At 54.5% G+C, this 24,588-nt stretch carries 24 protein-coding genes; 3 read left to right on the forward strand and 21 right to left on the reverse strand.

Annotated features, from left to right (window positions below; genetic code table 11):
* Positions 1 to 230 precede the first annotated feature (230 nt).
* The 3 genes from eat (at position 231) to ACW9IN_RS03180 (ending at position 2,568) form a co-directional block, all read left to right on the forward strand.
* Positions 231 to 1,595, forward strand: coding sequence for an ethanolamine permease (gene eat / locus ACW9IN_RS03170; protein ID WP_457364500.1), 1,365 nt, complete (start codon positions 231 to 233; stop codon positions 1,593 to 1,595).
* 110 nt (positions 1,596 to 1,705) lie between these two features.
* Positions 1,706 to 1,873, forward strand: a complete 168-nt coding sequence (locus ACW9IN_RS03175; protein ID WP_003172675.1) for a DUF2897 family protein — start codon at positions 1,706 to 1,708, stop codon at positions 1,871 to 1,873.
* 116 nt (positions 1,874 to 1,989) lie between these two features.
* Positions 1,990 to 2,568, forward strand: coding sequence for a TetR/AcrR family transcriptional regulator (locus ACW9IN_RS03180; protein ID WP_457364501.1), 579 nt, complete (start codon positions 1,990 to 1,992; stop codon positions 2,566 to 2,568).
* Positions 2,569 to 2,583: 15 nt separating this feature from the next.
* Here ACW9IN_RS03180 and ACW9IN_RS03185 read toward each other — a convergent pair whose 3' ends face one another.
* The 21 genes from ACW9IN_RS03185 to ACW9IN_RS03285 form a co-directional block, all read right to left on the reverse strand.
* Entirely contained in the window at positions 2,584 to 2,916 is a 333-nt protein-coding gene (locus ACW9IN_RS03185; protein WP_457364502.1) for a ComEA family DNA-binding protein, read from the reverse strand.
* A 110-nt stretch (positions 2,917 to 3,026) separates the two neighbouring features.
* On the reverse strand, positions 3,027 to 5,021 hold the full coding sequence (locus ACW9IN_RS03190) for a polysaccharide biosynthesis protein (protein WP_457364744.1): 1,995 nt from the start codon (positions 5,019 to 5,021) through the stop codon (positions 3,027 to 3,029).
* Positions 5,022 to 5,119: 98 nt separating this feature from the next.
* Complete coding sequence (locus tag ACW9IN_RS03195; protein WP_457364503.1) at positions 5,120 to 6,139, reverse strand: MraY family glycosyltransferase; 1,020 nt, start codon at positions 6,137 to 6,139, stop codon at positions 5,120 to 5,122.
* Positions 6,139 to 7,098 carry a UDP-glucose 4-epimerase family protein gene (locus ACW9IN_RS03200; protein ID WP_457364504.1) on the reverse strand — a complete coding sequence of 320 codons (960 nt, stop codon included), beginning with the start codon at positions 7,096 to 7,098 and terminating at the stop codon, positions 6,139 to 6,141. Before ACW9IN_RS03200 ends, ACW9IN_RS03195 begins: the two co-directional genes overlap by 1 nt.
* A complete protein-coding gene (locus tag ACW9IN_RS03205) occupies positions 7,098 to 8,351 on the reverse strand; it encodes a glycosyltransferase family 4 protein (protein WP_457364505.1) in 1,254 nt (417 codons plus the stop codon). Before ACW9IN_RS03205 ends, ACW9IN_RS03200 begins: the two co-directional genes overlap by 1 nt.
* 8 nt (positions 8,352 to 8,359) lie before the next feature.
* Complete coding sequence (locus tag ACW9IN_RS03210) at positions 8,360 to 9,496, reverse strand: UDP-N-acetyl glucosamine 2-epimerase (protein ID WP_457364506.1); 1,137 nt, start codon at positions 9,494 to 9,496, stop codon at positions 8,360 to 8,362.
* A 23-nt stretch (positions 9,497 to 9,519) separates the two neighbouring features.
* Complete coding sequence (gene wbjC, locus ACW9IN_RS03215) at positions 9,520 to 10,638, reverse strand: UDP-2-acetamido-2,6-beta-L-arabino-hexul-4-ose reductase (protein ID WP_457364507.1); 1,119 nt, start codon at positions 10,636 to 10,638, stop codon at positions 9,520 to 9,522.
* A 2-nt stretch (positions 10,639 to 10,640) separates the two neighbouring features.
* Positions 10,641 to 11,675 (reverse strand): polysaccharide biosynthesis protein, encoded by a 1,035-nt coding sequence (locus ACW9IN_RS03220; protein ID WP_457364508.1) that lies wholly within the window; start codon positions 11,673 to 11,675, stop codon positions 10,641 to 10,643.
* Positions 11,668 to 12,183 carry an acyltransferase gene (locus ACW9IN_RS03225; protein WP_457364509.1) on the reverse strand — a complete coding sequence of 172 codons (516 nt, stop codon included), beginning with the start codon at positions 12,181 to 12,183 and terminating at the stop codon, positions 11,668 to 11,670. Before ACW9IN_RS03225 ends, ACW9IN_RS03220 begins: the two co-directional genes overlap by 8 nt.
* Positions 12,184 to 13,443 carry a hypothetical protein gene (locus tag ACW9IN_RS03230; RefSeq protein WP_457364510.1) on the reverse strand — a complete coding sequence of 420 codons (1,260 nt, stop codon included), beginning with the start codon at positions 13,441 to 13,443 and terminating at the stop codon, positions 12,184 to 12,186.
* A 157-nt stretch (positions 13,444 to 13,600) separates the two neighbouring features.
* Positions 13,601 to 14,704, reverse strand: coding sequence for an O-antigen ligase family protein (locus tag ACW9IN_RS03235; RefSeq protein WP_457364511.1), 1,104 nt, complete (start codon positions 14,702 to 14,704; stop codon positions 13,601 to 13,603).
* Positions 14,701 to 15,933 (reverse strand): lipopolysaccharide biosynthesis protein, encoded by a 1,233-nt coding sequence (locus tag ACW9IN_RS03240; protein ID WP_457364512.1) that lies wholly within the window; start codon positions 15,931 to 15,933, stop codon positions 14,701 to 14,703. The genes ACW9IN_RS03235 and ACW9IN_RS03240 overlap by 4 nt, the downstream gene beginning before the upstream one ends.
* 87 nt (positions 15,934 to 16,020) lie before the next feature.
* Positions 16,021 to 16,710, reverse strand: coding sequence for an acylneuraminate cytidylyltransferase family protein (locus tag ACW9IN_RS03245; protein WP_457364513.1), 690 nt, complete (start codon positions 16,708 to 16,710; stop codon positions 16,021 to 16,023).
* Positions 16,707 to 17,357 (reverse strand): imidazole glycerol phosphate synthase subunit HisH, encoded by a 651-nt coding sequence (hisH, locus tag ACW9IN_RS03250; protein ID WP_457364514.1) that lies wholly within the window; start codon positions 17,355 to 17,357, stop codon positions 16,707 to 16,709. The genes ACW9IN_RS03245 and hisH overlap by 4 nt, the downstream gene beginning before the upstream one ends.
* On the reverse strand, positions 17,350 to 18,111 hold the full coding sequence (gene hisF / locus ACW9IN_RS03255; protein WP_457364515.1) for an imidazole glycerol phosphate synthase subunit HisF: 762 nt from the start codon (positions 18,109 to 18,111) through the stop codon (positions 17,350 to 17,352). The genes hisH and hisF overlap by 8 nt, the downstream gene beginning before the upstream one ends.
* Positions 18,108 to 19,421, reverse strand: coding sequence for an N-acetyl sugar amidotransferase (locus ACW9IN_RS03260; RefSeq protein ID WP_457364516.1), 1,314 nt, complete (start codon positions 19,419 to 19,421; stop codon positions 18,108 to 18,110). Before ACW9IN_RS03260 ends, hisF begins: the two co-directional genes overlap by 4 nt.
* 26 nt (positions 19,422 to 19,447) lie before the next feature.
* Positions 19,448 to 20,503 (reverse strand): nucleotidyltransferase family protein, encoded by a 1,056-nt coding sequence (locus tag ACW9IN_RS03265; RefSeq protein WP_457364517.1) that lies wholly within the window; start codon positions 20,501 to 20,503, stop codon positions 19,448 to 19,450.
* Complete coding sequence (locus ACW9IN_RS03270; RefSeq protein ID WP_457364518.1) at positions 20,500 to 21,192, reverse strand: acetyltransferase; 693 nt, start codon at positions 21,190 to 21,192, stop codon at positions 20,500 to 20,502. Before ACW9IN_RS03270 ends, ACW9IN_RS03265 begins: the two co-directional genes overlap by 4 nt.
* The gene (gene neuB / locus ACW9IN_RS03275; RefSeq protein ID WP_457364519.1) at positions 21,189 to 22,274 is read right to left on the reverse strand and encodes an N-acetylneuraminate synthase; all 1,086 of its coding nucleotides are present in this window, start codon (positions 22,272 to 22,274) and stop codon (positions 21,189 to 21,191) included. The genes ACW9IN_RS03270 and neuB overlap by 4 nt, the downstream gene beginning before the upstream one ends.
* A gap of 3 nt (positions 22,275 to 22,277) precedes the next feature.
* On the reverse strand, positions 22,278 to 23,432 hold the full coding sequence (neuC, locus tag ACW9IN_RS03280) for a UDP-N-acetylglucosamine 2-epimerase (protein ID WP_457364520.1): 1,155 nt from the start codon (positions 23,430 to 23,432) through the stop codon (positions 22,278 to 22,280).
* Complete coding sequence (locus ACW9IN_RS03285; RefSeq protein ID WP_457364521.1) at positions 23,429 to 24,580, reverse strand: LegC family aminotransferase; 1,152 nt, start codon at positions 24,578 to 24,580, stop codon at positions 23,429 to 23,431. Before ACW9IN_RS03285 ends, neuC begins: the two co-directional genes overlap by 4 nt.
* Between the last annotated feature and the right edge of the window lie 8 nt (positions 24,581 to 24,588).

A 24,588-nucleotide genomic window follows, 5' to 3' on the forward strand; every position in this document is an offset into this window, starting at 1 on the left:
ACATTCGACCGCGTTTCAGCAGGATATGCGCGGCCCAGTGTGGGAGCGGGCTTGCCCGCGAAGGCGTCAGTTGAGCCAATACTGCACTCACGTGGTGCGTTGACGGGAAATTTCAAACACCAAACCGTTCCCGTGGCGACAGTTGCGCCGCTTTACGACACGCTCTGGGGGTGTGGCATGCCCACTGCAACACCTTGAATCATTCCAACCGGTTCAGGGAGAGCAACACGATGAACACACAACTCAAACCCACCTTGGGCACCCTGCATTTGTGGGGCATCGCTGTGGGACTGGTGATTTCCGGCGAATACTTCGGCTGGAGCTATGGCTGGGGCGTGGCCGGAACCTTGGGCTTCCTGGTGACCTCATTGATGGTCGCCGCGATGTATACCTGTTTTATCTTCAGTTTCACCGAGCTGACAACCGCGATTCCCCATGCCGGCGGACCATTTGCCTACAGCCGTCGCGCCTTCGGAGAGAAAGGCGGTTTGATCGCCGGCCTCGCGACCCTGATTGAATTTGTCTTTGCCCCGCCAGCTATCGCCCTGGCCATCGGCGCCTATCTCAACGTGCAGTTCCCGGCATTGGACCCGAAGCATGCGGCCGTGGGCGCCTATATTGTGTTCATGGGCCTGAACATCCTCGGCGTGAAACTCGCCGCCACCTTCGAGCTGGTGGTATGCGTACTGGCCGTCGCCGAGTTGTTGGTGTTCATGGGCGTCGTGGCACCCGCCTTCAGCTTTAGTCACTTCGCTTTGAACGGCTGGGCCGGCTCCGACACATTCGGCGCACCGGCGATCGCCGGCATGTTTGCAGCGATTCCTTTCGCGATCTGGTTCTTCCTCGCCATCGAAGGCGCGGCCATGGCCGCCGAAGAGGCGAAAGATCCGAAACGCACCATTCCAAAAGCCTACATCAGCGGCATCCTGACCTTGGTGCTCCTGGCCATGGGCGTAATGTTCTTCGCCGGTGGCGTCGGTGATTGGCGCACCTTGTCGAACATCAACGACCCGCTGCCACAAGCCATGAAAACCGTAGTGGGTGACAGCTCCGGCTGGCTGCACATGCTGGTGTGGATCGGCCTGTTCGGCCTGGTTGCAAGTTTTCACGGCATCATCCTGGGCTATTCCCGACAGTTCTTCGCGCTGGCACGTGCCGGTTATCTGCCCTCTTCCCTCGCCAAACTGTCGCGCTTTCAGACACCGCACCGGGCAATCATCGCCGGTGGCGTGGTCGGCATTGCCGCCATCTACAGTGATGGCCTGATCAACCTCGGCGGCATGACACTGACCGCTGCGATGATCACCATGGCGGTGTTCGGCGCCATCGTGATGTACATCATGAGCATGCTCAGCCTGTTCAAACTGCGCAAAACCGAACCCTTGCTGGAACGCACCTTCCGCGCGCCGGGCTACCCGATCGTGCCGGGGATTGCACTGGTATTGGCCGTGGTGTGCCTGGTGGCCATGGCGTGGTTCAACGCGCTGATCGGGCTGATATTCCTGGGCTTTATGGTGGTGGGGTTCGTCTACTTCCAGATGACTGCACAGGATCGCGCCGATGCGCCGGCGGATGCGATGTTGACCGGGCTCTAAGTTAACGAGGCGGAACAGGCCTACAATGAACTACTCAGAAAGCCTGTTGCTCAAAGCAGTTATTACCGTGGGAAAACGCTCCCACGGTGATCCGCCTCAAGGAGAGCCTTATGCCGTGGTATGCGTGGTTGATTATGGTGGTCGCAATCGGATCGATTGTCGGTGGGTTGATGATGCTGCGTGATAGCGCCAATAAAGTGGAACTCACTGACGAGCAGCGCAAACGTGTGGCCGAGCGCAATGCTCAGGCGGATGCCAAGGATGCGCAGGATCGATGATCCGGTTGTCTCGGTAGACAGAGCGCTTGTCGAATCGTCTAGTTGGGTTGCGAGGCATAAGGTGCGCAAAAAGGTCGAGCTTGGCTAAAATGCCAGCATGTTCCCGAGGCCGTCCTATGCGTTATTCACCTGACCACAAAGCCCAGACTCACCAACGCATCATCAAGGAAGCCTCCGTGCGCTTCCGCCGCGACGGCATTGGTGCGACGGGCCTGCAACCGCTCATGAAAGCGCTGAACCTGACCCATGGCGGGTTTTATGCGCACTTCCAGTCCAAGAACGAACTCGTAGAAAAAGCACTCCAGGCCGCGGCGGCTGAACTGGATCAACACTGCGAAATGCTGTTCAGCCAGGAAAAACCACTGGAAGCGTTCATCGACAGCTATCTATCGGAATGGCATCTGACCTCGCCGGATCAGGGCTGCCCGCTACCGACCATGTCTTCGGAACTGGGCTTGAGAGGCCTACACAGTGCGACGACAGATGCAGTGCTGGACGCCCGACTCAAGCAAATTGAAACTGCATTGGGGGATGGACGTGGTAATGCCCAGAGCCTGGTGGTGATGTCGACACTGGTCGGAGCGCTTGTATTGGCCAGAAGTGTCGAAAATCCGGCAATGGCAACACAGATCATGGATGTGGTTCGAGAAAGCTTGAAAGCTCAAATACCTGGTAATGAAAAGGCCGGTCAATGACCGGCCTCCGCTGACTTAGTTGATAACCAACCGGTCACGGTTCTTGTCCAACAACGCTTTGCCGATCCCCTTCACTTCCAGCAACTCATCGATCGCCGTGAACGGACCATTGCTCTCCCGATAGGCGATAATCGCCTTGGCTTTGGCGGCGCCGATGCCAAAGAGGTCACGACGCAGGGTTTCAGCGTCAGCTGCGTTGAGGTTGACCTTGGCGGAGTGTTCGGACTTGCTCACGTGGGCGGTGATGGGGGCTGGTGCTTCGGGTTTGGCGGAAGGGGCTGCAGCGGTGGTGATGGAAAGAGTGGTGAGAAAGGCGAAGACCAGGGAAGAGAGGTAGGTGTTTTGCATTGTGACGCTCCATGACATTGGTAAGAGAAAAGCAGCTTTTCCGAAGCTGCTTTTCTAACTTAGGTGATGCTGGGAATTCGTCAAAAATGCTTGAGTAACAATGTGTTAAATCAAGGCTCCAGACGGCGTTGCTGGTAGATCCAGTCGACGATTTCGCCGTCCGGAGAGTAGCCGCTGACGGTGTCGCGCAGGAGTTGGCGGACTCGGGCGTAGTCGTCTTGGTCTACGGCGGCCAATAGCTCGGTGAGCTTCTCCTTAAGCACCTCCCAGGAAAGATGGTCTTCGTTGGCACTCATGATCATGGGGTGTTGGGTGGCGACGACGTTCTCACCAATGAGTAACTCTTCGTAAAGCTTTTCACCGGGACGTAGACCGGTGAATTCTATGGCGATGTCCCCATGGGGATTCTTATCGGAACGAACGCTTAGCCCGGAAAGATGAATCATTTTTTCGGCGAGCTCGGCGATTTTCACAGGCTCGCCCATGTCGAGCACAAATACGTCACCGCCCTGCCCCATGGAGCCGGCCTGGATGACCAACTGCGCAGCTTCGGGGATAGTCATGAAGTAGCGGGTGATTTTTGGATGGGTGACGGTAATCGGGCCACCGGACTTGATTTGTTTGTGAAATAAAGGAATCACAGACCCGGAAGAGCCCAGTACATTGCCAAAACGCACCATAGTGAAGCGAGTCTTGTTGACGCGCGAAATATTAAACTTGTCGCCGAACATGACAGGGGCCAATTCATGGCTCAGTGCCTGGAGCGTCAATTCTGCAAGGCGCTTTGTACTGCCCATCACATTGGTTGGGCGTACAGCCTTGTCGGTTGAAATAAGGACGAAATTGGCAACCCCCGCCTGAAGTGCCGCTTGGGCAGTGTTCAATGTGCCGATGACATTATTCAGCACTCCTTCGGCGATATTGTGCTCTACCATCGGAACATGTTTGTAAGCTGCTGCGTGGTAAACCGTGTCGACACGCCAAGTCCTCATGACGTCCAATAACTTTGAAGCATCCCTTACGGAACCCAGGATCGGTATCAACCTTACCGGCAGTGACTCTTGGATCAAGCGTTGCTCAAGTTCCGAGAGAATGTTGTAGAGATTAAATTCACTGTGTTCAAACAGCAGTAATGTGCTAGGTCGCAACGAGGTGATCTGACGACAAAGCTCCGAGCCGATGGAACCACCCGAACCTGTTACCAGCACGCATTGCTTCCTGATACAGCGCTCCAGGAGCTCGGCTTGAGCTGGTACGGAGTCACGTCCTAGGAGGTCAGCGATATCGACCTCTTGAATATCATCGACCTTCACTCGACCACTGGCCAAGTCCATAAAACCGGGAACACTGCGCACATGCAACGGAAAATCTTCAAGAAACCCCAAGATTTCACGACGTCTCCCCCGGTTGGAGGAGGGAATCGCCAGCAGTATTTCCTGAGCGCCGGTCGTATCGATCATGCGTTGGATGTGTTTAGGCTTATAGACCTGAAGACCCGAAATGACTCGATCCGCAATACTGGCATCGTCGTCGATAAAGGCAACCGGTCGCATTGCACGGCCCATCCTCAATGCCGCAACCAATTGATTACCTGCCGACCCCGCCCCATAAATGGCTACACGTGGAAGGCCGTCCTCTCTACTGGTAAAAGGCACGTGTTGCGACGCATAAAACCAATCTCCAAGAAAATATTGGCGCATGGCCAGACGTAGCCCGCCGACCATAATCAAGCTAAGCCACCAGTAAATGAAAACGATGGAACGTGGGACAACATGTTCGCGATTGCCATTCCAATACACTACGAGCCCCAGTACCAGAGCTGATAATGTGACAGCCTTGAAGATGGCGATGAGTGCATCGTTACCAAAATAGCGCATGACCGCTCGGTACATTCCGAAGCGGATAAACAAAGGGATAGCCACCACAGGTGCTGCGGCAAATAGCCAGAGATGCGCCTGAAAAGGATAGGCCATCTCATCAATCCCGAGCCTGATGATAAAAGCCAGCCACAGAGCCGCCCAGACGACCACTACATCTGTCGCGACTTGAATCAGCCGTTTTTTACGACGCGGCAACCCCACAAGGAATGCCCGTAACCTTTCCATAATCCCTTCGCCCACCTAAAAACGTTCCTGTAATTTGTGATTACTGGATCACTGTTTGCATTCAACATACCAAAGTTTTTGCCAGACTCTATCTTGCGTCATATCTGTCTTTCCAGTTCGCCTGCATGAAACTTGAGTGCCAGTCCTACCAGAGGCACATAGGCGACAATTAACCCCAGCGCACCGTCCAGCCCGAACTCGACTACACCTATCGCTACCGGCAGCAGCCAGAAGACGTTCAAACTGGCAACCGCCAGGGTGACCGGCAAATGTCTGCCACAACGTCTTGACGCAAATTGATAAGCGTGGCTGCGATGCGCCTCGTATACCTTATCACCCCGCACTAGGCGACGAATCAGCGTGAAGGTTGCATCTACGATAAAGACACCCAGCAAGATCAGCCACGCCCATAACAATTGAGACGATACCCACGCTGCCTGGATGGTAAAGATACCTAGGATAACGCCTAGGAAACCACTGCCAGCATCTCCCATGAATATTCGCGCTGGCGGAAAATTCCAGCATAGAAAACCAGCCACCGCCGCCGCCAGAATAAGTGGCAAGACCATTAGGTGGATATGGCCACTTAACTTATAAAGCAGACACATGCCTAAACAGGCACAAATGGCTTCAACGCTGGCAATACCGTCAATTCCGTCCATGAAATTGTAAAGGTTAAGCATCCAGACCAGATAAAAAGCCGCCAAAACGCCACCCATCCAACCAGTATCTACCGCCCAGCCAAACACTGTGATTTCTGGCAGGCCGCCCAGCCAGTATAGCGCCCAAGCCGACGCAGCAAAGTGCCCCAATAAGCGCCACCGGGCAGCAATATGACCGTGATCATCCATGAAACCAATGATCGCCACGAGCAAACCAGCGAAGCCTACCGCCATCAATGTGTGGAGAGACTCCACTTGCGCCCAACCCAGGAAAGGCAGGACCAGGAGAAACGAAACCACTATGGCTACCCCGCCCCCCCTGGGAGTCGGGACAGAGTGAGAGCTGCGGGCAATGGGTACATCAATAATGCTGTTTGCCAAGGCATAGCGCCGCAGGGCCGCTGTTAATACAAAGGACAAAAAAGCAACAAATACAATCATCCACCAATAAGTCATTACTTCTTATCACTCATATACAGCGCTGCGACCGCTTTCAACGCATCATCCACAGACACGGGAGGTGCCCATTGCAACAAAGTTCGGGCTTTCTGAATATCAACTTGCAAAGAGCCGCAAAGCCTCTGGGATAGAGACTCTCGCCCTAGCAACCGGGCCGCAGCGCTAAGCATCCACGCAGGAACAGGCAAGAGGCGGGCCGATTTTCCAAGTGCTGCTGCCGTTCTGCGCAACAATTGGGTGGTGGAGAGATCCTCACCGTCACTGACCAGGAATGTTTGGTTGGCCGCAGCTGGATGGCTAGTAGCTACTATCGTAAGATCTACCAAGTTCTCCAGTGCTACCAGGCTCCTGTGGTTGTAAATCGCTCCAAATGGCAGCGGGATGCCCTTGTCCAGCCAGCGCACCATACTGAGGAAGTTCGCCTTGACGCCCGGCCCGTACACCAATACCGGACGGATAATCACCACCTCCAGAGCCGTACGGCGCGCCAATGACAGCAGCCCCTGCTCCGCCTCCCATTTGGATACCCCATAAGGATCGGTCGGTCCGGGAACATCGTCAGCGGTGTAAGGCCTGCCTGGCAAAGTGCTTTCGCCGTTGACCTTGATCGAACTGATGAAGACAAAGCGCCGAACGCCCGCCTGTGCCGCTTGTTCGGCCAGATTCAAAGTCCCTTCCACATTAACGCTGCGAAAAGCTGCCAAGGGATCGACCTCATTGTCATTCATGACATGCACACGCGCCGCGCAGTGAACCACTGTATCGACGCCGACGAGGCTGTCGCCCCAATCTGCACTAGCCAGGGAGTCAAACCGGACGATGCGCACCTTCCTATCAAGGACATCGGCCTCGTTGCGAACAGCCGCAGTAACCTGAGCCCCTTCGCTCAACAACCGACACATCACCGCGCCCCCAACAAAGCCGGTAGCACCGGTCAGGAAAACAGATTGCGACATCACTGAGCTCCTTTACGCAAAGTTGCATCGCGAAACAGCTGTTCCAGACGAGCCAGAAGTGTGGGCTTCGAGTAATTGGCCATATAGTAATCACGGCCCGCGGCGCCCATGCGAATACGCTCGTTCACATCGGTGTTGGCCAGTTTGCACGTAATACGCGCAAGCGCAGCCGCGTCTCCTGATGCACAAGCCAACCCAGCGCCGGACTCTTGGATCACATGGGCCGCTTCGCCATTGATCATCCCGAGAATGGGCTTACCCGATGCCAAGTACGCCTGGACCTTGCCAGGTATGGTTTTTTCAAAGACGTCGTTGGTTTTGAGCGAGACCAGCAGAGCATCGGCGCAGGCAAACAAGCCAGGCATTTCTTCCAGGGGGTGGCGCCCCAGCAACAGAACATTATCCAGACCGCGCGATTTCACTTGGCCCGCCAGCCATTCGCTCATACGGCCATCCCCCACAATGACCCAGCGCACCGCGACAGTATCGATCAGCGATTCGGCCGCCTCAATCACCGCTGGCAGATCCTGGGCCTCTCCCAGGTTGCCTGCGAACAATACCGTGAACACCGAAGGGGCCGGCGTCAGCAACCGCGAGGCGTGGGGAACCGAATTGGAAAAGTCGTCCTCGGCCCAGCTGGGAAAGTAGACCAGCCGCTGCGGGTCAATTTTTCGCGTGCAGTAATGTTGCACGTTTTCGAAAAATCCATGGGATTGCAACAGCAGATAGTCCGCGCGATTGTATATCCAGGACACCATCCGCCCCACACATCCGAGCAGCAGTGGCTGGCTGAGCACACCCACCGCACGAAGTGTCTCGGGCCACAAGTCCAGCACCCAAATGAAAACCGGTGCTTTTTTCAATCGCCCGATGACGACCGCCGGAATCGCAGCCATGATAGGAGAAACCGCGTAAACAAAAACGGCATCAAACTCTTTGTTGCGTAGCTTCCATACGCCAAGCGTCGAAGCCATTGTGAAGAAGGAAAGGTAGTTCAATATCAGGTTAAGACTGCGCTTGCCTCGAGGAATCAGAGGAACACGCACAACTTCAGCACCCGCGTAGCGAGAAAAGGTCTGTGGATCCCGCTGGTACTCAGAATACACCTTGCCTTCCGGATAATTCGGCAGACCGGTCAATACCGTTACGCTGTGACCCTTTTCGCTCAGGTCACGCACTAGATCATTGATGCGCATGTTTTCCGGCCAGAAGTATTGACTGACGACCAGAACATTCAACTTTTTATCGGGCATATCAATACTCAAACACCGTAGCGCTTCCAGACGACCCGATTCACGTAATCCGTATAGCTGTGCAGAATTCGGGCTACCTTGTCCGAAACATTAGGCATGCTGTAATCAGCCACCAAGCGCAGCGTCCGTGTTTCGCCCCGGGCCTGGCTTTCCAGCAATTCCAACCCTTGAAGCGCACGCTCCAACTCAAGCCCGACCATCATTACTGCAGCTTCTTCCATGCCTTCGGGACGCTCATGGGCTTCACGAATATTAAGTGCAGGAAAATTCAGGATCGACGACTCTTCGCTGATGGTTCCACTGTCGGACAACACTGCCTTGGACGTCATTTGCAGCTTGTTGTAATCCTTGAATCCCAGCGGCTTGAGCAATCGAATACCGGGATGGAACACAATACCGAGCGCGTCGACCCGCTTCTGAGTACGCGGATGAGTCGACACAATGACAGGCAGGTTATAACTTTTTGCAACACCGTTGAGCAGAGCTACCAACTTATGAAAGTTGTGGTCCGAATCGATGTTCTCTTCGCGATGCGCGCTGACTACAAAGAATTGGCCGGGCTCGAGCCCCAGCCGCGCAAGTACATCGGACTGCTCGATCCCCGGCAGGTAGTGGTTAAGAACTTCGAACATGGGGCTGCCGGTCTTGATCACTCTATCGGGTGGCAGTCCTTCACGCAGGAGGTAGTCGCGCGCGATGGTGCTGTAAGTCAAGTTTATATCGGCCGTGTGGTCGACGATACGGCGGTTTATTTCCTCCGGGACGCGCATGTCAAAGCAACGATTCCCTGCTTCCATGTGGAACGTCGGGATCTTGCGACGCTTGGCGGGTATCACCGCCATGCAACTGTTGGTATCACCCAACACCAACAAGGCCTCGGGCTGCACCTGGGCCAGAACCTTGTCTACGGTAATGATCACATTACCGATCGTTTCGGCGCCGGTGGCGCCGGCTGCATTCAGAAAGTGATCCGGTTTGCGAATGCCCAGGTCCTGGAAAAATATCTCGTTCAGTTCGTAATCGTAATTTTGCCCGGTATGAACCAGTACATGATCACAATGGGCATCCAGGGCCGCCATTACGCGTGACAGGCGAATGATCTCGGGGCGAGTGCCGACCACGGTAACAACCTTCAACTTCTTCATTGCGCTTCTCACATCAGGGACGCTCATGGTTGAGTACCAACTGGCATCGCATAGGTATCGGGATCGGCACGGTCGAAAATTTCGTTCGCCCAAAGCATCACGATCATTTCATCAGTCCCTACGTTGGTGATGTCGTGAGTCCAGCCCGGTACGGTTTCAACGATGACTGACTTTTCGCCACGGGTGAACAGTTCGTAAAACTCGCCGGACTCAATGTGGCGGAAACGAAAGCACGCATGGCCTCGAATCACTAGAAATTTTTCGGTTTTGGTATGGTGGTAATGGCCGCCACGGGTGATACCGGGATGTGCCGTGAAAAAAGAAAACTGCCCTGAGTCTCGGGTTTTCAGCATTTCCACGAATACCCCCCTGGCATCGCCATGCTGCACGACCTCATAGGTAAAACGTTCTGGCGGCAGATAGCTGAGATAGGTGGAGTACAGGGCGCGAATAAGCCCGGTGCCCACGGCCTCGCTTACAAGGCTCGCACGGCTGTCACGGAAGGCCTCCAGCTGCGCGGCCAGCTCGCCTACCGTGATGCTGTACTGAACTGTGACGTCGATGAACGGCAACCCGCTGGCTTGGCCGTCCAGCACTGCCAGAAAGGCACTGATTACATCGTCAATGTAGACCAGGCTGATACGCGCGTCTGGAGCATTGATCTGAATCGGCAAGCCCCTGGCGATATTGTGGCAAAACGTTGCCACCGCAGAGTTGTAATTGGGTCGTGCCCATTTGCCGAAGACGTTAGGCAGCCGAAACAGGTGTACTGGGCTGCCATGCTCTTTAGCCAATGCCTGCAACGCCTGTTCAGCAGCGAGTTTGCTGCGACCGTAGGCATTGTCCAGGGTCGCCTGGCTGGATGACGTATACACCACAGGAATCGCACGACCACTGGCTTTGATGGCCTCACAGAGGTTTTGTGTCAGGTCGGTATTACCCTGCTGGAACTCCTGCGGGTCCTGAGGACGGTTTATTCCCGCCAGGTGGAACACAAAGTCCACTTCATTGACTTTGGTACTCAGTGCTTCAAGGTCATCGCCTCGGCAGAATGTCAGGACATCCACATCGGCACGCTCGCGCAGGTGAACCATGAGGTTCTTGCCAACAAAGCCGTTGGCACCGGTAATCAGGACTTTCATGTCTACTCCTCTGGAGTCACGTCTTCGCCGCGCGCAATAGCGTGCATGAATTCCAGTTTGAGCAACAATTGCTGCATGCCCTCGACATCGAGACGCTCAGTGTTGTGCGAGTTGTAATCCTGCATGGTGGAAATGCGCTCTTCACCCTGCTCCACGTACTTGCTGTAGTTCAGGTCACGCAGGTCTGGCGGAATTCGATAATAGTCCCCCATGTCCTGCGCACAGGCCATTTCCTCACGACTCAACAAGGCTTCGTACAGTTTCTCGCCATGACGAGTCCCTATCACCTGAATCGGATGCTCGGGTTTACCGAGCATTGCAGTGAGCGCCTGGGCCAGTGTCTGCACTGTCGCCGCGGGTGCCTTCTGCACAAAAAGATCACCGTTACGTCCGTTTTCGAACGCGTAAAGCACCAGGTCCACGGCGTCTGACAGCGTCATCATGAAACGTGTCATATTGGGATCAGTGATCGACAGCGCGCTGCCCTTGCGAATCTGATCGATGAACAGCGGGATCACCGAGCCACGCGAAGCCATGACGTTTCCGTAACGCGTACCGCAGATAACGGTGCGGGTTTCATCGACGTTACGGGATTTGGCAACCATCACCTTCTCCATCATCGCCTTGGAAATACCCATGGCATTGATGGGGTATACCGCTTTGTCTGTACTCAGGCAGACCACTCGACTGACGCCGTTCTGGATAGCCGCCTCAAGTACATTGTCGGTACCGTTGACGTTGGTTTTCACCGCTTCCATGGGGTGAAACTCGCAAGACGGTACTTGCTTAAGGGCCGCGGCGTGAAATATGTAATCCACGCCTCGCGTCGCATTCAGCACACTCTGGTAATCGCGAACATCACCAATGTAGAACTTGAGTTTGGAATTGGCATATCGCTTGCGCATGTCATCCTGTTTTTTCTCGTCACGGCTGAAAATTCGAATTTCAGCAATATCGGTATCGAGAAAGCGCTTGAGTACCGCGTTGCCAAAAGAGCCAGTACCGCCTGTTATCAACAGTTTTTTTGAATCAAACATGCGTACCGCTCCTATCCAACTGTTCTATATGCACTTTTTGCCCAGCCTCATCAAACCGCCATTTTAGGTGGCGAGCGGGGTTGCCAGCAACGATGGAAAAAGCGTCAACATTCTTGGTGACCACAGATCCCGCCGCAATGATTGCCCCATCGCCGATGCTAAGCCCATTTAAAATAGTTGCGCCGTGCCCTACCCAGACATCGCGCCCCAACACCGTCGGTTGCCAGGGGTCGCGTCCGCCGTCGCGCATGATCACGCCGGGTGTTGCAAAGGCATGATCCCCCCCTACCACAGCGACGTTGTTGGCGAGCATCGAATACGCACCAACGGTGATGTCACCATCCAGATAACAGCCGGCCCCCACATAACAGTACTCACCCAGGCTGACGCGATCAGGAAACACGAACAAACGCCTTCCCAAACGCACGCCCTTGCCAGTACTCCTGAAGCGATACAGGACCTTGAGTTGAAAACGCGTATAAAGAAACAGCAAGATCTGCTTTATCAATTAATCACCTGTGTCCGGCATATGCCTGGAGGCCGCTGACCACCAAGCGCTTTCGCTAATCAAGTCGTTGAGAATTGCAGGCAGGGTCGCATAGCGATAGACCAAGAGGTCACTGCCAAAGTAGATCTGCGGGAAGAATGACGGCTCGTCACAGACCAGGATCGGGCCGTAGCCCTGAACATCGTAGAACGCTGTGGAATTGACGGTGATGAAAATGGGACGAAACCCATTGATGGCAACCCAGTTCCTGATCTGCTCTGGCCCGCTCGCTTGCTCCGTCGCAGAACTATTGGGGTGGATCTTGATAAACAAAGGCACCTTTGCCGCTGCACAAAATACCTCCAGTACCCGTTGGGTCTCACGCAGGGCCTGCGCTTCAGCGTCACAACCGAAAGCCATAAAATTCTGGTCAAGCAGCACAATTGCCGGAGGCAGCGAACGGCACGCATCGGCCGGCGCAAGTGGCAACGTCGTGTTTTTGCCTTTGCGCAACCCAGGCCTCAATTCAATACACCGCTGTAGGTAGAAAGCAGACTGGGTTGCGTTCACCCCCTTGAATTCGCTGTAAGCGACATACGGCGAGTAAAGTCCGACACCGTGCGCCGTATTGAGGACTGTCACGCCCGCCTCAATGAGCGGTTCGTACAGAGCGACTGCAGCCACCTCGAACTCGTCACTGGTAGACACAGCCCTGACGCCCTTGCTGATCAGTTCCTGCGCATAGCGCTGATAAGCCGATGTTTCAATACGCACCACATTCGCGTCAACCGCGCCATTTCCTATCAGCAGTCGCCAGAGACCCAACAGGCTGTAAGGAAGACCGGCAAAGCGAACGTCCCCACCACGCTGCCTTACGGACCGGAAAAACCGAAACTGGCGCGCCATACCAAAGGGGAACGGATAAAGCAGGAGGGACGATTTGAAAACGTCCTCTGGGTACATCGCCTCTGTTACATCCACCCACCCCCTGACGATGGATGGCGAAATCCGGACACGAGAAGGGACAAGTCGAAACAATCGGTTGAGAATGACCTTCATCGCAATCGACAATCGTGTCGACCGCTCGATGTAACTTCCAGGCGCTGCCCCCAAACTTCGAAAGGCAATGCCTTCTCCACCAACAAGTGCCTGCAGCGCTGCAATGGCGTCATTATTGGCGTGAATTTCGACAACCTCGCCTTGCCGCTCACTGACGTAATACACCAGGGCCGCAATGTCTTTCACCCGTGAGGACTTCAGGGCGTAAAGATTCACCAACACCTTGTGCTCCAGGGGGTGCAACCCCTTCAAGCGGGCCAGAAACTCACACACCTGATAAAACAAGTCCGTCTGAAATATACTCAGAGCGCAGCTGGATCTAATATCAGCGACATTTACACTGGTTCCATCAGACAGTACGCAGCGCTCCAAACTCACTCTAGACATCCTCCTTTTGCCTCCCCCCTGCCAATAGCGCCGAATAAATCATCAACAAATGAGGGTGTTTCAGAAAGTTTTGAAAAAACGACGGAATCAGGAAAAACAAAATAATTGGCCCCATTAACCATAAAGTTTCCTTGCGAATACGGTGCACGTCGGGAATGATCAAAGCGAGAAAAATCAACAGCCCCAGCAACCCTTGGCGAACTAGAATATCGAGATAGGCATTGTGAAACGACGCGGCCCCAAAATTGCCAACACTTTCGTCGAGCAATACGGCTCCGCTTCCAAAAAACGGTGAGTTTTCGAAAAGGCGTAACGCCGCCGAATAAACTTCAGCACGATCGGAAAACAAGAACAGTCGTACAAAAAACTCACCACTGAAGTCGATCGTGGGGAGAAAAAACAATGTCCCCCCCAACAATGCTCCCCCGCCTAAAATCAATAACATTGCACGTGCACGCAAGTTCATTTTCAGTACAGCAAATATCAGAAATAGCGCTATAGCAAAGAGGGGGGGCCTAGAGGTTGTCATCAGAGCCGCCATCAGACAGAAAATTGCCCACCAAGGACGACGCTCAATAAACATGCCAATCAAAAAACCCAACGCCAGCATGAACGCCAGGAAGTTGGGCCAATCAGGAAAATAGTGAACACCCCATAGCCGATGTTCAGCGACTGTAAAAATCGCTGTACCGGCCTCATAGGGGCGCTCAACAAAAAAGGCTATAAAAACCAGCACGGAAACAGTACAAATTCCCGCGAATAAACCTTTGTAAAATCGCTGAAGATCAGGCACCAGCGCGCCAAAAACAAAAAAACAATAAAATAAAACAGAGCCGAACAGTTGCCGCTCGCCAATATAATAGCCAGAAAGCCCAAGTACGTTGGAAAGTATCGCACTCAACATCGCAACAATGATGAGCACCAGCAGCTTTACTGGCATCTGTTGCCGAAAATAAAAAAGCATCGAACCGAACACTCCGAAGCCGATCCAGTAATAAGGCACACTGGGATAGGCGAACGGAAAAGCCAGGCAAAAGCCCGCGAGCCAGGAGTGACATTGCGCGCGTGCTGTCGGCCCGCCCCTGAGCAACCTCAAACGCTGTACCTGCTGCGGGCGAACGCGTAAGTCGCACCAAACAACAACGCGAATGAAAAGCACGAGACCCAGGCAGCCACCATTGCACCGTGTAGTGGCACCAGGTACGCATTAAGCGCAACACTGACCAGCGCTACCGCGCCTATCATCCAGGCAAGCACACTGGTATGACCGTAAAAGAGACAGTAGCTACTTGATATTCTGTACATGCCATTGAAAAACATCGCCAAAAACAGCCAAGGTGCGAAATTCAAGGCCTGTCGATAAGATTCCTGATCAAGGATCACGACGACACACTCAAAAGAGAAGTAGCCTAGCAGACAAAGCAGGGCTAACGCGCCAGCGTATATGGCAACCAAGCGAATGATTTCCTGGGTGCGGGCCGTTCGGTCACCCAGCGCCTTGTAAAGCCACGGCGTAAAGGCCTGGGCAAAGCCACCGGAGGCGATATTAACAAGCTGGGAAACCTGGAAGGCCAACGAATAATAGCCTGCGACAGCCACCCCAAACGCCCCCGTAATGATAAACCGGTCGAGCATTGCCATTCCCCACCCGGCAATCTGATAAGGGATCAACGGGAGCCCATAGCCAACTGCCGACCTGAGGTACACACGACTTAGCGATAAACGCAAGTATCCTTTGACCCATAGAATCAAAAGGGAGCTCGCCCCTCCGATGATAAATACCAGCGTCAGGCCATAAACAGCACTTTCCCAATGCGCGCCCCAGAACGCCAACAAAGCAATGGGAAATACAAGTAGCAGACCGCAGTAAAACAGCATGTAGCTTAAATACTTCCTGGGTGAGTTCTCCGACTGCCATACAATCAGCAAAAACTGCTGAATTGCCTGCCCCAGCGCACCCAGTAGCGCGACAGGAAATATATACGCAGGAAGCCCTAACCCAACGCCAATCACGCGGCCTGCCGCGAAAGCGATCAAGCAACACACGGCACCACAAACAAGCAGTGTCCAAATGATTGTCGATAGGTATAAAGCCCGCTGGGGAGGCTCGGAAGTAAAAAAATCTCGCTGAAAGGCCGCCACCAGCCCCATGCCCAACACCTGGGTTGCCAACGCAACGATAGCCATGAATAACGTTTGCGTCCCCAATGCCTCTCCCGGGAGGACGTAGGCACAGTAAAAGATCAACAGCAATTGAGCGCCTGCGACGACCCCATTAGAAGCGGTATAAATAATCGCCGCGTTACTTATTTTTTTTAGACTCATGATCAAAACTCAGTACACGTAGATTCAATACCGTCCCAATATCACCTGCGCGTACCGGTATAGAGTGAAACTATTAATTGAGATAATTTACACGCGCTGTCGAGCCAAATGATCAAGCGCTGCTTGCCAATCATCTGCCGTGTCAATATCAAGCGCTTCCGCTCCATTGCTGGTTACGAGCGGCTGTGTTCCTGGAATCAGGAAACGCCGATGCCTGCGTAGATCCTGTGGAGTTATCAAGTAGATCGCCCCCGTCAGCGTGTACGCGGGCGTAAGATCCTGAGAGCGAAGTGCAAGGCCCTCCCACCCCAAAAAAGGATCCAGAGATGTGTCGGTGATCCTGAACGTCCAAGCAGGATGAACCTCGGCAGGGCAGACACTGACCACCGGAGTACCGGAGGCAGCAAACAGGCGCACCGCCCTGCTGATCGACTCGGCAGTACGAAACGGCGACGTTGGCTGGAGCAACATCACACCTTGAACTTCGCCGTGACAGGCTTCGTACTGGTTTAACGCATCCATGACAACGTCGTAACTGGTTGCAGTATCGGTCGAAAGTTCAGCACTACGCCGATAAAGTACCACCCCGCCACACCGCTGCGCGGCGTTTGCAATATCGGCATCATCAGTGGTTACGACAATGTCATGAAATTCACCACTGAGCTTTGCAGCTTCGAGCGTCCACGCAATCAGGGGACGCCCGCCCAAAGGCTTCACGTTTTTTCCCGGTAGCCGCTTGGAGCCCCCCCGCGCGGGCACGATTGCAAGAATGTTCATTTGAGATTTACAAAAGTGCTAAGCATGGCCAACCCGACTTTTCCACTTTTTTCGGGATGGAATTGGGCACCCCAGACATTCTGATTCTCGATGACGGCAGCGACTGCTGTTCCACCGTACTCGCAATCAGCTACACGATGCTCTGCAGAAGCCGGCACAGCCATGAATGAGTGAACAAAGTAGACCGAATTGTTCTGCGGCGCAGTTCCGTCCAGTAACGTCCCCTCCCAGCTGTCACGTCCGGTTGCAGCCTGCAAGGCTCGCCAGCCAATGTTCGGAACCTTGACCAACTCCCCACTCGGCCCAACCCGCGGAATGGGCATGACCACGCCTGGGATCAACCCCAACCCCTCGACAAACCCGAATTCGGTACTGCTATCAAGCAACAGTTGCATTCCAAGGCAAATGCCCAGCAGAGGTTTTCCGGTAAGAACAAAGGTTTTCAGGGCTTCGGCCATACCGTTCTCAGACAATATCGACATGGCATTTGCGTATGCGCCCACACCGGGCAGCAATACCTTATCAGCCCCTACCAATTGCTCAGGTGTGGTGACCAGCTCAACCTTGGCACCACAATGCTCCAAGGCACGGCGCACACTGAGCAAATTACCAACACCATAATCAACCAGGCTGATTACATCACTCATAGTCACGCACTCTAATTCCACCCGCTATCACATCGCGACGAATATCGGTCAATGCTGCACGGTTGTAATGCAGGATATCGGCCATGGCGGCAGCATCGGCACCCGCGGCAACCGCCGCCACGATATCGGCGGCTTTTCCCATTCCGCCACTGGCGATCACAGGAATGTCCACCACGCTGCTGACGGCCTGTACCAGCGACAGGTCGTAGCCTTTACGAGTGCCTTCCTGGTCGACGGAGGTCAACAAGATCTCCCCTGCGCCAAGCGATGCCCCCTTTGCCGCCCATTCAGTGACGTCAAGCCCCGTGCTCTCCCGACCATTGTCAGTAAAAACCTCCCAACGGTCCGGGCCAACACGCTTGGCCTCGATGGACAGCACCATGCACTGGCTGCCGAAGCGCTTCGCGATATCGGTAATCAGTGAAGGCTGATTGACAGCAGCCGTGTTGACCGCAACCTTGTCGGCACCACATCGCAGGAGATGAGTGACGTCATCGACCGATCGAACCCCACCGCCGACCGTCATGGGAATAAAAACATTTTCGGCCGTTTGTTGAATCAGGTGTCCAAGACTGTTTCGCCCATAAAGACTGGCCACGCAATCCATGTAGATAAGTTCGTCAATGCCCTGCTCGTAGTACTTCGCGGCAAAGTCATTGGGGGGCCCGATAATCCGGAGCCCCTCCAAATGAATACCCTTGATGAGGTTGGCGCCTTTTACATCAAGGCGCGCAATGAGGCGGGTATTGCTCATGCACCCAATCCCTGTTGGTCCCAAGGTGTGTGGCGCAACTTCCATTCGCCATCCACAACATGCCAGAGGTGCGGAGAGCGGAAACGATCGCAATGAGCCAGGAACTCATCCCGGTCCATGCTGATGTATTCCAGAAATTCCTTTTCATAGCGGGCCGGGTACTCGCCCTCATAGCGACGCATGAGCGCGCACGCCTCTTCCTTATCAATATGGTGGTTTCGGATCTCTTGAGCAGAATCCATCATCGCTCGCCCAACACCAAACTTGATCCAGCGAGTGAAATAGAAGAAACCGTCAACTTTATCGTCAAGGCTATTGTATTTCGAATAGGTACCTTCCGTGCGAACCGGGTTGGCTTCGAAGCCAGTATTTTCGACGGCGTAGTAGTAAGCTTCCTGAGGAACCCACTTCTTGTAGTAACCCAGATATTTAAAATCAATACCCTTGCGCTGCAAGATATCCGGAGGCATCGGCAGATAGCTCTTCAAGTCTACCAACGGGACGCCTTCATCGAGATACTGCCCGATTTGCTGGCCGCCCAGATAGATGTCTCTTACATCCGTTTCGCCAATGTAATCCAGCGAGAAACCTTCAGCTTCCGCCGCTTCGCTGGCAGCTGCATAGCTGGAGGTTTTGTGAGAAATCTTCTCCCCATACTCACCCGGCATTTCTCCGTAGAAGATGAGCGGAATGTTCAGTTGCGCCGCCATTTTCGCAACAAATGTCTTCTGCCCCAGGATAAAAGGTTGAAACGGGTGCAGCAGATTGATGGTTGCGTTACGCGTCAGCAAACGGTGAATCTTGCCGTTAGGTGTGTACAAAAAGTTGTCAAAGCCGCCGACGTGCAACCAGTTCTGAAAATTCTTCCAGCCAATATCGGTATACAAATGGGGTGACCAGGTAACGGTCAACGGGTTCATCCCGTACTTGTACTTCAGCAGGTGAGATTGCATGGCACTGTCCTTGCCACCACTGCCGCCGACGATGCAGTCATAGGAACCATCGGATTTACGGTACTGGTTGCACAGTTCCTGCAACTCACGCTCACGTTCATCCCAATCAATTTCACCGGTTTCTTTCAGCTTGTTGAAACGGCAGGCATGGCACACGCCTTCCTCGTCAAAGCTCAGCGTGGTCTTGGTCGAACTATGGCTGTGCGCATACTCATTGCTCGACATCGGCTGCTGGTTCGACATGTTGCAAATCTTGCAAAACTTGACGTCACGCGGGAGCCCGTAAAAGACTTCCAATTCGCCCACAGGCTTGGAGAAGCGGGACAAATCAGTGGACAAACTAGGGGAAATTTTCAAATCATTCTCCAATTACAAAAACGTGTTCAAACGAGATACTGGCTGCGAGCTTTCTGAAGATCATCAGGTCTGCCGACGTCCAACCAGGGCTCGTGCATCGGATAGGCGATGGTGTTCTGCCCCAGGCGTTGAATACGCTCGAACAGCGTAGGCATATCACACTGCTGCCCTGGGACCAGCTCATCGAGCACACTCGGAGCCAGAACATAGATTCCAGCATTGACATGAGTGCGGTACACAGGCTTTTCATCAAAGCCGGTAATGTTGATCCCCTCGGTGCGCACCACGCCAAACGGGTTCTGCCATTCATGCAAACGCACAGCCATCGTCGCCTGGGCGCCGTGCCGCGTATGGAAGTCAAGCATCTCCCCGTAGCGGATATCGCTTAACACATCACCATTGGTGACCAGAAACGGCTCATCCGGACGCGGGCTCAAGAGGCTGATAGCGCCCGCAGTGCCCAATGGCGAATCCTCTCGAAGATAGCGAATCTCGACGCCCCATTTTTCACCGTCTGCAAAGTACTCTTCGATCATGTGACCGAGGTAATGCACCGAGACGATGAAACGGTAGAAACCTTCGCTTTTAGCGCGCTCGATGATGCGCTCCAGCATCGGCTTGCCTCCCACCGGTAACATCGGTTTCGGACAATCCTCAGTGAAGGGCATCAGACGCTTGCCCAGCCCGCCGGCCATGATCACCATTGTGTTCGGACGATTCGCAGGTTCCACGACTTCATCCCACAGATGCAGCCCTACGACGCGCCGCTCCACATCAACGATAGGCAACTGATGAATCTTGTTGGCATGCATTAAATGCAAAACCATTTCACGGCCGATTTCCGGTGGCACAACCAGCGGTGCCGTGAACATGATGTCCTGTACGGCACTCTCGAGCTTCAGCCCCTTGAGCAAGGCCCTACGGACGTCACCATCAGTCACGCTGCCCTGCAGTCGGCCATCGGCGCACACCACCAGAACGATCTGCAGTCCGGACTCGTCGAGATTGCTGATGGCCTGTTGAATAGTAGCTCCGGCAGGGAGCAACGCCTTGCGCCACAACTGATGATCAACTGGTTTCATGATTTATTCGGCTGAGCATTATGTTTCGATTCCTTGATACGAACGGCTGCCCCCAGAACGATCTGACCGGCAGGGACATCCCTGACAACAGTGACGCCAGCGCCCACGATGGCCGATTCGCCAATCGTGATGCCCTGGATAACGGTAGCACCCGCTGCAATGAAGCTTGCATCACCTGTAACCACACTGCCGCACAACACGGCGGAGGGAGCCACATGCGTGTGGCGACCGATTATACAGTCATGGTCGATGGCAGCCCCGGTATTTATGATCGAGTTGCTCCCAACTCGAACATCCGCCTGAACGATCGCGCCAGCCATGACCTGCACCCCGTCCCCCAGAGTCGCCGATTCATCCACCCAGGCAGCAGGATGGACGAGCGATGGGAAAACATACCCCTGTGCTACCAGGCTCTCGTACAACGCCTGCCGACGAGTCCCGCCGGCCAGTTGACCGACGCCATTGACGAGCAACACATCAACGGGCCGTATCCCTTGCAGCGCTTCATCACCACCAAGAATGGGAACACCTCTCCACATCTCCCCGGTCATGGCGCTCAACGCAGGATCACAGACCCCCCTTACCGGCATTTTCAGGGCACGGAGCAATGACAGCAGCACTTTGGCGTGCCCACCGGCTCCGATGATTACCGCCGATCGAGCGGCAACTTGCTCAGTGATCGGGGTCATTCAATGATCTCACCCGGCTCATAGGCCCTTCCTGCGTACTTCCCAACCTTTTCCCACAACGATGTCGCCGGCAGGCCTGAACCACTACGCGCCGTGGTGAGATCGTCACGCGCAAAACGTTGGCCGGACGAAATGGCACGAGCAGCAACGACCTGTTGGCGGGCAGCCTGGCGAGTATCCCACTCACTGGGCAGCGGTGATTTTTTGCCATCTCCCAGAAGCAGCTCAATACCGCGGATACGCGCAACCATTTCCTTGAGCTCTTGAGGCTCAAGCGATGCCTTGTGGTCCGGCCCGGGAAGAGACCGATCGGTAGTGAAGTGTTTTTCGATCACTGTCGCTCCTCGAGCAACAGCCGCGACGGGCACCAGCAAACCCTCGGTATGATCCGAGTACCCTACCGCAAGCCCGAATGCGTGCTTGAGCGTATCCATGGCACGCAAGTTCACTTCTTCCAAAGGGGTTGGGTACTGTGATGTGCAATGCAGCAATGTCACGAGACCCACGAGGTGCTGTCGGGTGCCGGCACAACTCCAGTATCTCCATACTTCATCCATACTGGCAGGTTCTCGTTCATGCTCTTTGGCATGAGCGATAATTGCCAGACCTTGCTCAACCTCGCTGAGCGTCGCCATGCCTGTCGACAGCACCAAAGGCCTGCCGGTGCGGGCGAACTTCCAAAGCAACGGCCCGTTGGTCAGCTCACCCGATGGAATCTTGAACAACGGGATTGGCAGCCCTGCAAGAAAATCAAGGCTTTCGCTGTCGAAGGCCGTACTTAGAAAGTCGACCCCTCGCTTGGCAGCGTGCGCCATGAGATCACTATGCCACTCTCTGGGTAACTCCAGCTTCTTGAGCATATCCAGCTGGCTTTCCGCTTTATCCGTCGTCCGCTTTTGGTAGCCAGCCTTGGGGGCACTGGCCGAAGCCAGTTTGCGCGCATCGAACGTCTGGAACTTAACCGCATCAGCGCCTGCTTCAGCAGCGATATCAACGAGTGCAAATGCACGATCCTTGTCGCCGTTATGGTTGACCCCCGCCTCGGCGATGACATAAACGGAGTCCTTGTTGTGTGTATTCATTCGTCAGCTCAAGTCATGAAAGGTCTTTTGCGCATCGAGGTCGACAGACTTCAGCACATCAACGATGCTACGTGCAGCATCACCTTCTCCATAGGGGTTAACAGCTGACTGACAGGCCGTAGAAAATTCGTCAGTCAACGCAATCGTCAGCGCCTCGGTCACCGCTTCCGTGGTGGGGGCACAATGAAGAATGGAGTCCGCACACAAGCGCCCCGCTTGGCGAACGCCAATATTTACCGTGGGTACACCAAAGGACGGAACCTCGATAATACCGCTCGACGAGTTGCCGACCACAGCGGCAGCCAACTGAACAGCACTCAAATAACGGCGAAATCCGAGAGACGGGATAGCAAGAATACGGCTGGGGTGCTTGGCAGCAAAAGCTTCCAGCAACGGGATGATCACGCGCCCACCATTATCCGCATTGGGATAAGTGATGATGACCTGATGGTCAGGAAAACGATCCAACGCCTCGAGAATGGCGACGAAGCTTTGCTCTGGCTCTTCACCCGCCAAGGTTACCGGGTGATAGGTCACCAGTAGAAAAGGCTGGCGAAGATAAAAACCCAGACTTTCACGAAGCTCATCAAGTGACATCAGCGGAGTTCGTTTCAGGTGATCCAGGCCTACCGCCCCCACATTGAAGACCCGTTCGGGCGCCTCCCCCATTTGGAGCACTCGCGCCTGATACTGCTGGGCAGCCACAAAATGCAAGTACGCCATTTTAGTCAGCGCATGCCGAATACCATCATCGTAAGCACCTTCGGAGAGCTCGCCGCCATGCAAGTGAGCGATAGGGATGCGCATGACCAAGGCAACCTGAGCGATGCTCAATGCTTCAAATCGGTCTCCCAACACCACGAGGACATCAGGCCGCAGTCGATCCAGGGCATCGGCAAAGCCAATCGCGCCAATTCCCATGGATTTCGCCACCCCTACCGGCGTGTCCGATGACAGCAACATTTCAACTTTGGCATCGATACCGAAACCATCAGACTCCAATAGCCGCCAAGTCTCGCCAAATTCAGGGGAGAGGTGCATGCCGCCTACAATAATCTGCAACTCCAGCGCCGGGTCCTGCCGAACCTCAGTCATGAGCCAATACAGCAAACCATACTCTGCCCGAGTGCCCGTGAATATTGCGACCTTGCGCGTCATTTAGCGCCCCGAATGCACACACTGCTGGGCAGATTGACTACGCGCGACTCGAGCCACTGCGCATTGCTCAGATCGTCCTGCAGACAATGGGAGTAAGCCGGCAAGCGATTCATCAACGTCCAGATAGGCCGGGTCATGACCCCTTGTTCATTGGTGAACTTCAAGAGCTCATCACGCTGCTCGGGGGCCTCGCAGATAACAGCATTGAGCCAGTAATTTGAGCGGCAATCCTGAGGTTCAGTGACAAAATGCAAGTCAGTGCCTGCAAGCTCGCCTGCATAAGCATGCGCCAACGCCCGCTTTGCCTCTACAAACGACTCAAGCTGCTCCAACTGGGCACACCCAAGCGCGGCATTAAGATTGGGGAGACGGTAGTTATAGCCAACCTCGTTGTGGACATACTCATAGGGATGAGGTTGTTTGGCTGTAGTTGTCAGGTGCTTGGCTCGTCCACCCGAGACCTCGTCAGCCAAAATCATTCCGCCCCCCCCCGTCGTGATGATCTTGTTTCCGTTAAAACTAAGGGTTCCTACCAATCCGAACGTGCCGGTATGCCGCCCCTTATAAAAGCTGCCCAGTGATTCGGCTGCATCTTCTACCAAGGCCAGGCCCCACTTGGCACAAACGGCAATCAACCCATCCAGATCCGCCGGGTGGCCGAATGTATGCATAGGCAAACAAGCGCGAACCACTCGCCCATCACTGCGCAACCGGCAGAACCCATCTGCGTCGAGGACTGTTTCGGACTCAAGCCAGACCTCCAACGCATGCGGCGAAAGGCCCAGCGTATGACGGTCCACATCCACGAATACCGGCTCAGCACCGCAATAGGCAATTGCATTGCATGTTGCGACGAACGTCAGCGACTGGGTGATGACTAGGTCGCCTCGAGTGACACCCGCCAGGAGCAACGCGATGTGCAAGGCAGCCGTTCCATTCACGGTCGCGACAGCGCGCGGGCTACCGGTATAGCGCTGCATATCATGCTCGAAGCGATCCACAAATGCGCCGACGCTCGACACAAATGTCGACTCGATAGTCTCGACAACATAGGCCTGCTCGTTGCCTGAAAAGACCGGGGCATGGAGCGGGATGAATTCGTTGGTGCAATACTGCTCGCGAATGAACGAGACAAGGGACTGGTACATCGACATAC

The organism is Pseudomonas sp. SDO5271_S396 (assembly GCF_054071795.1).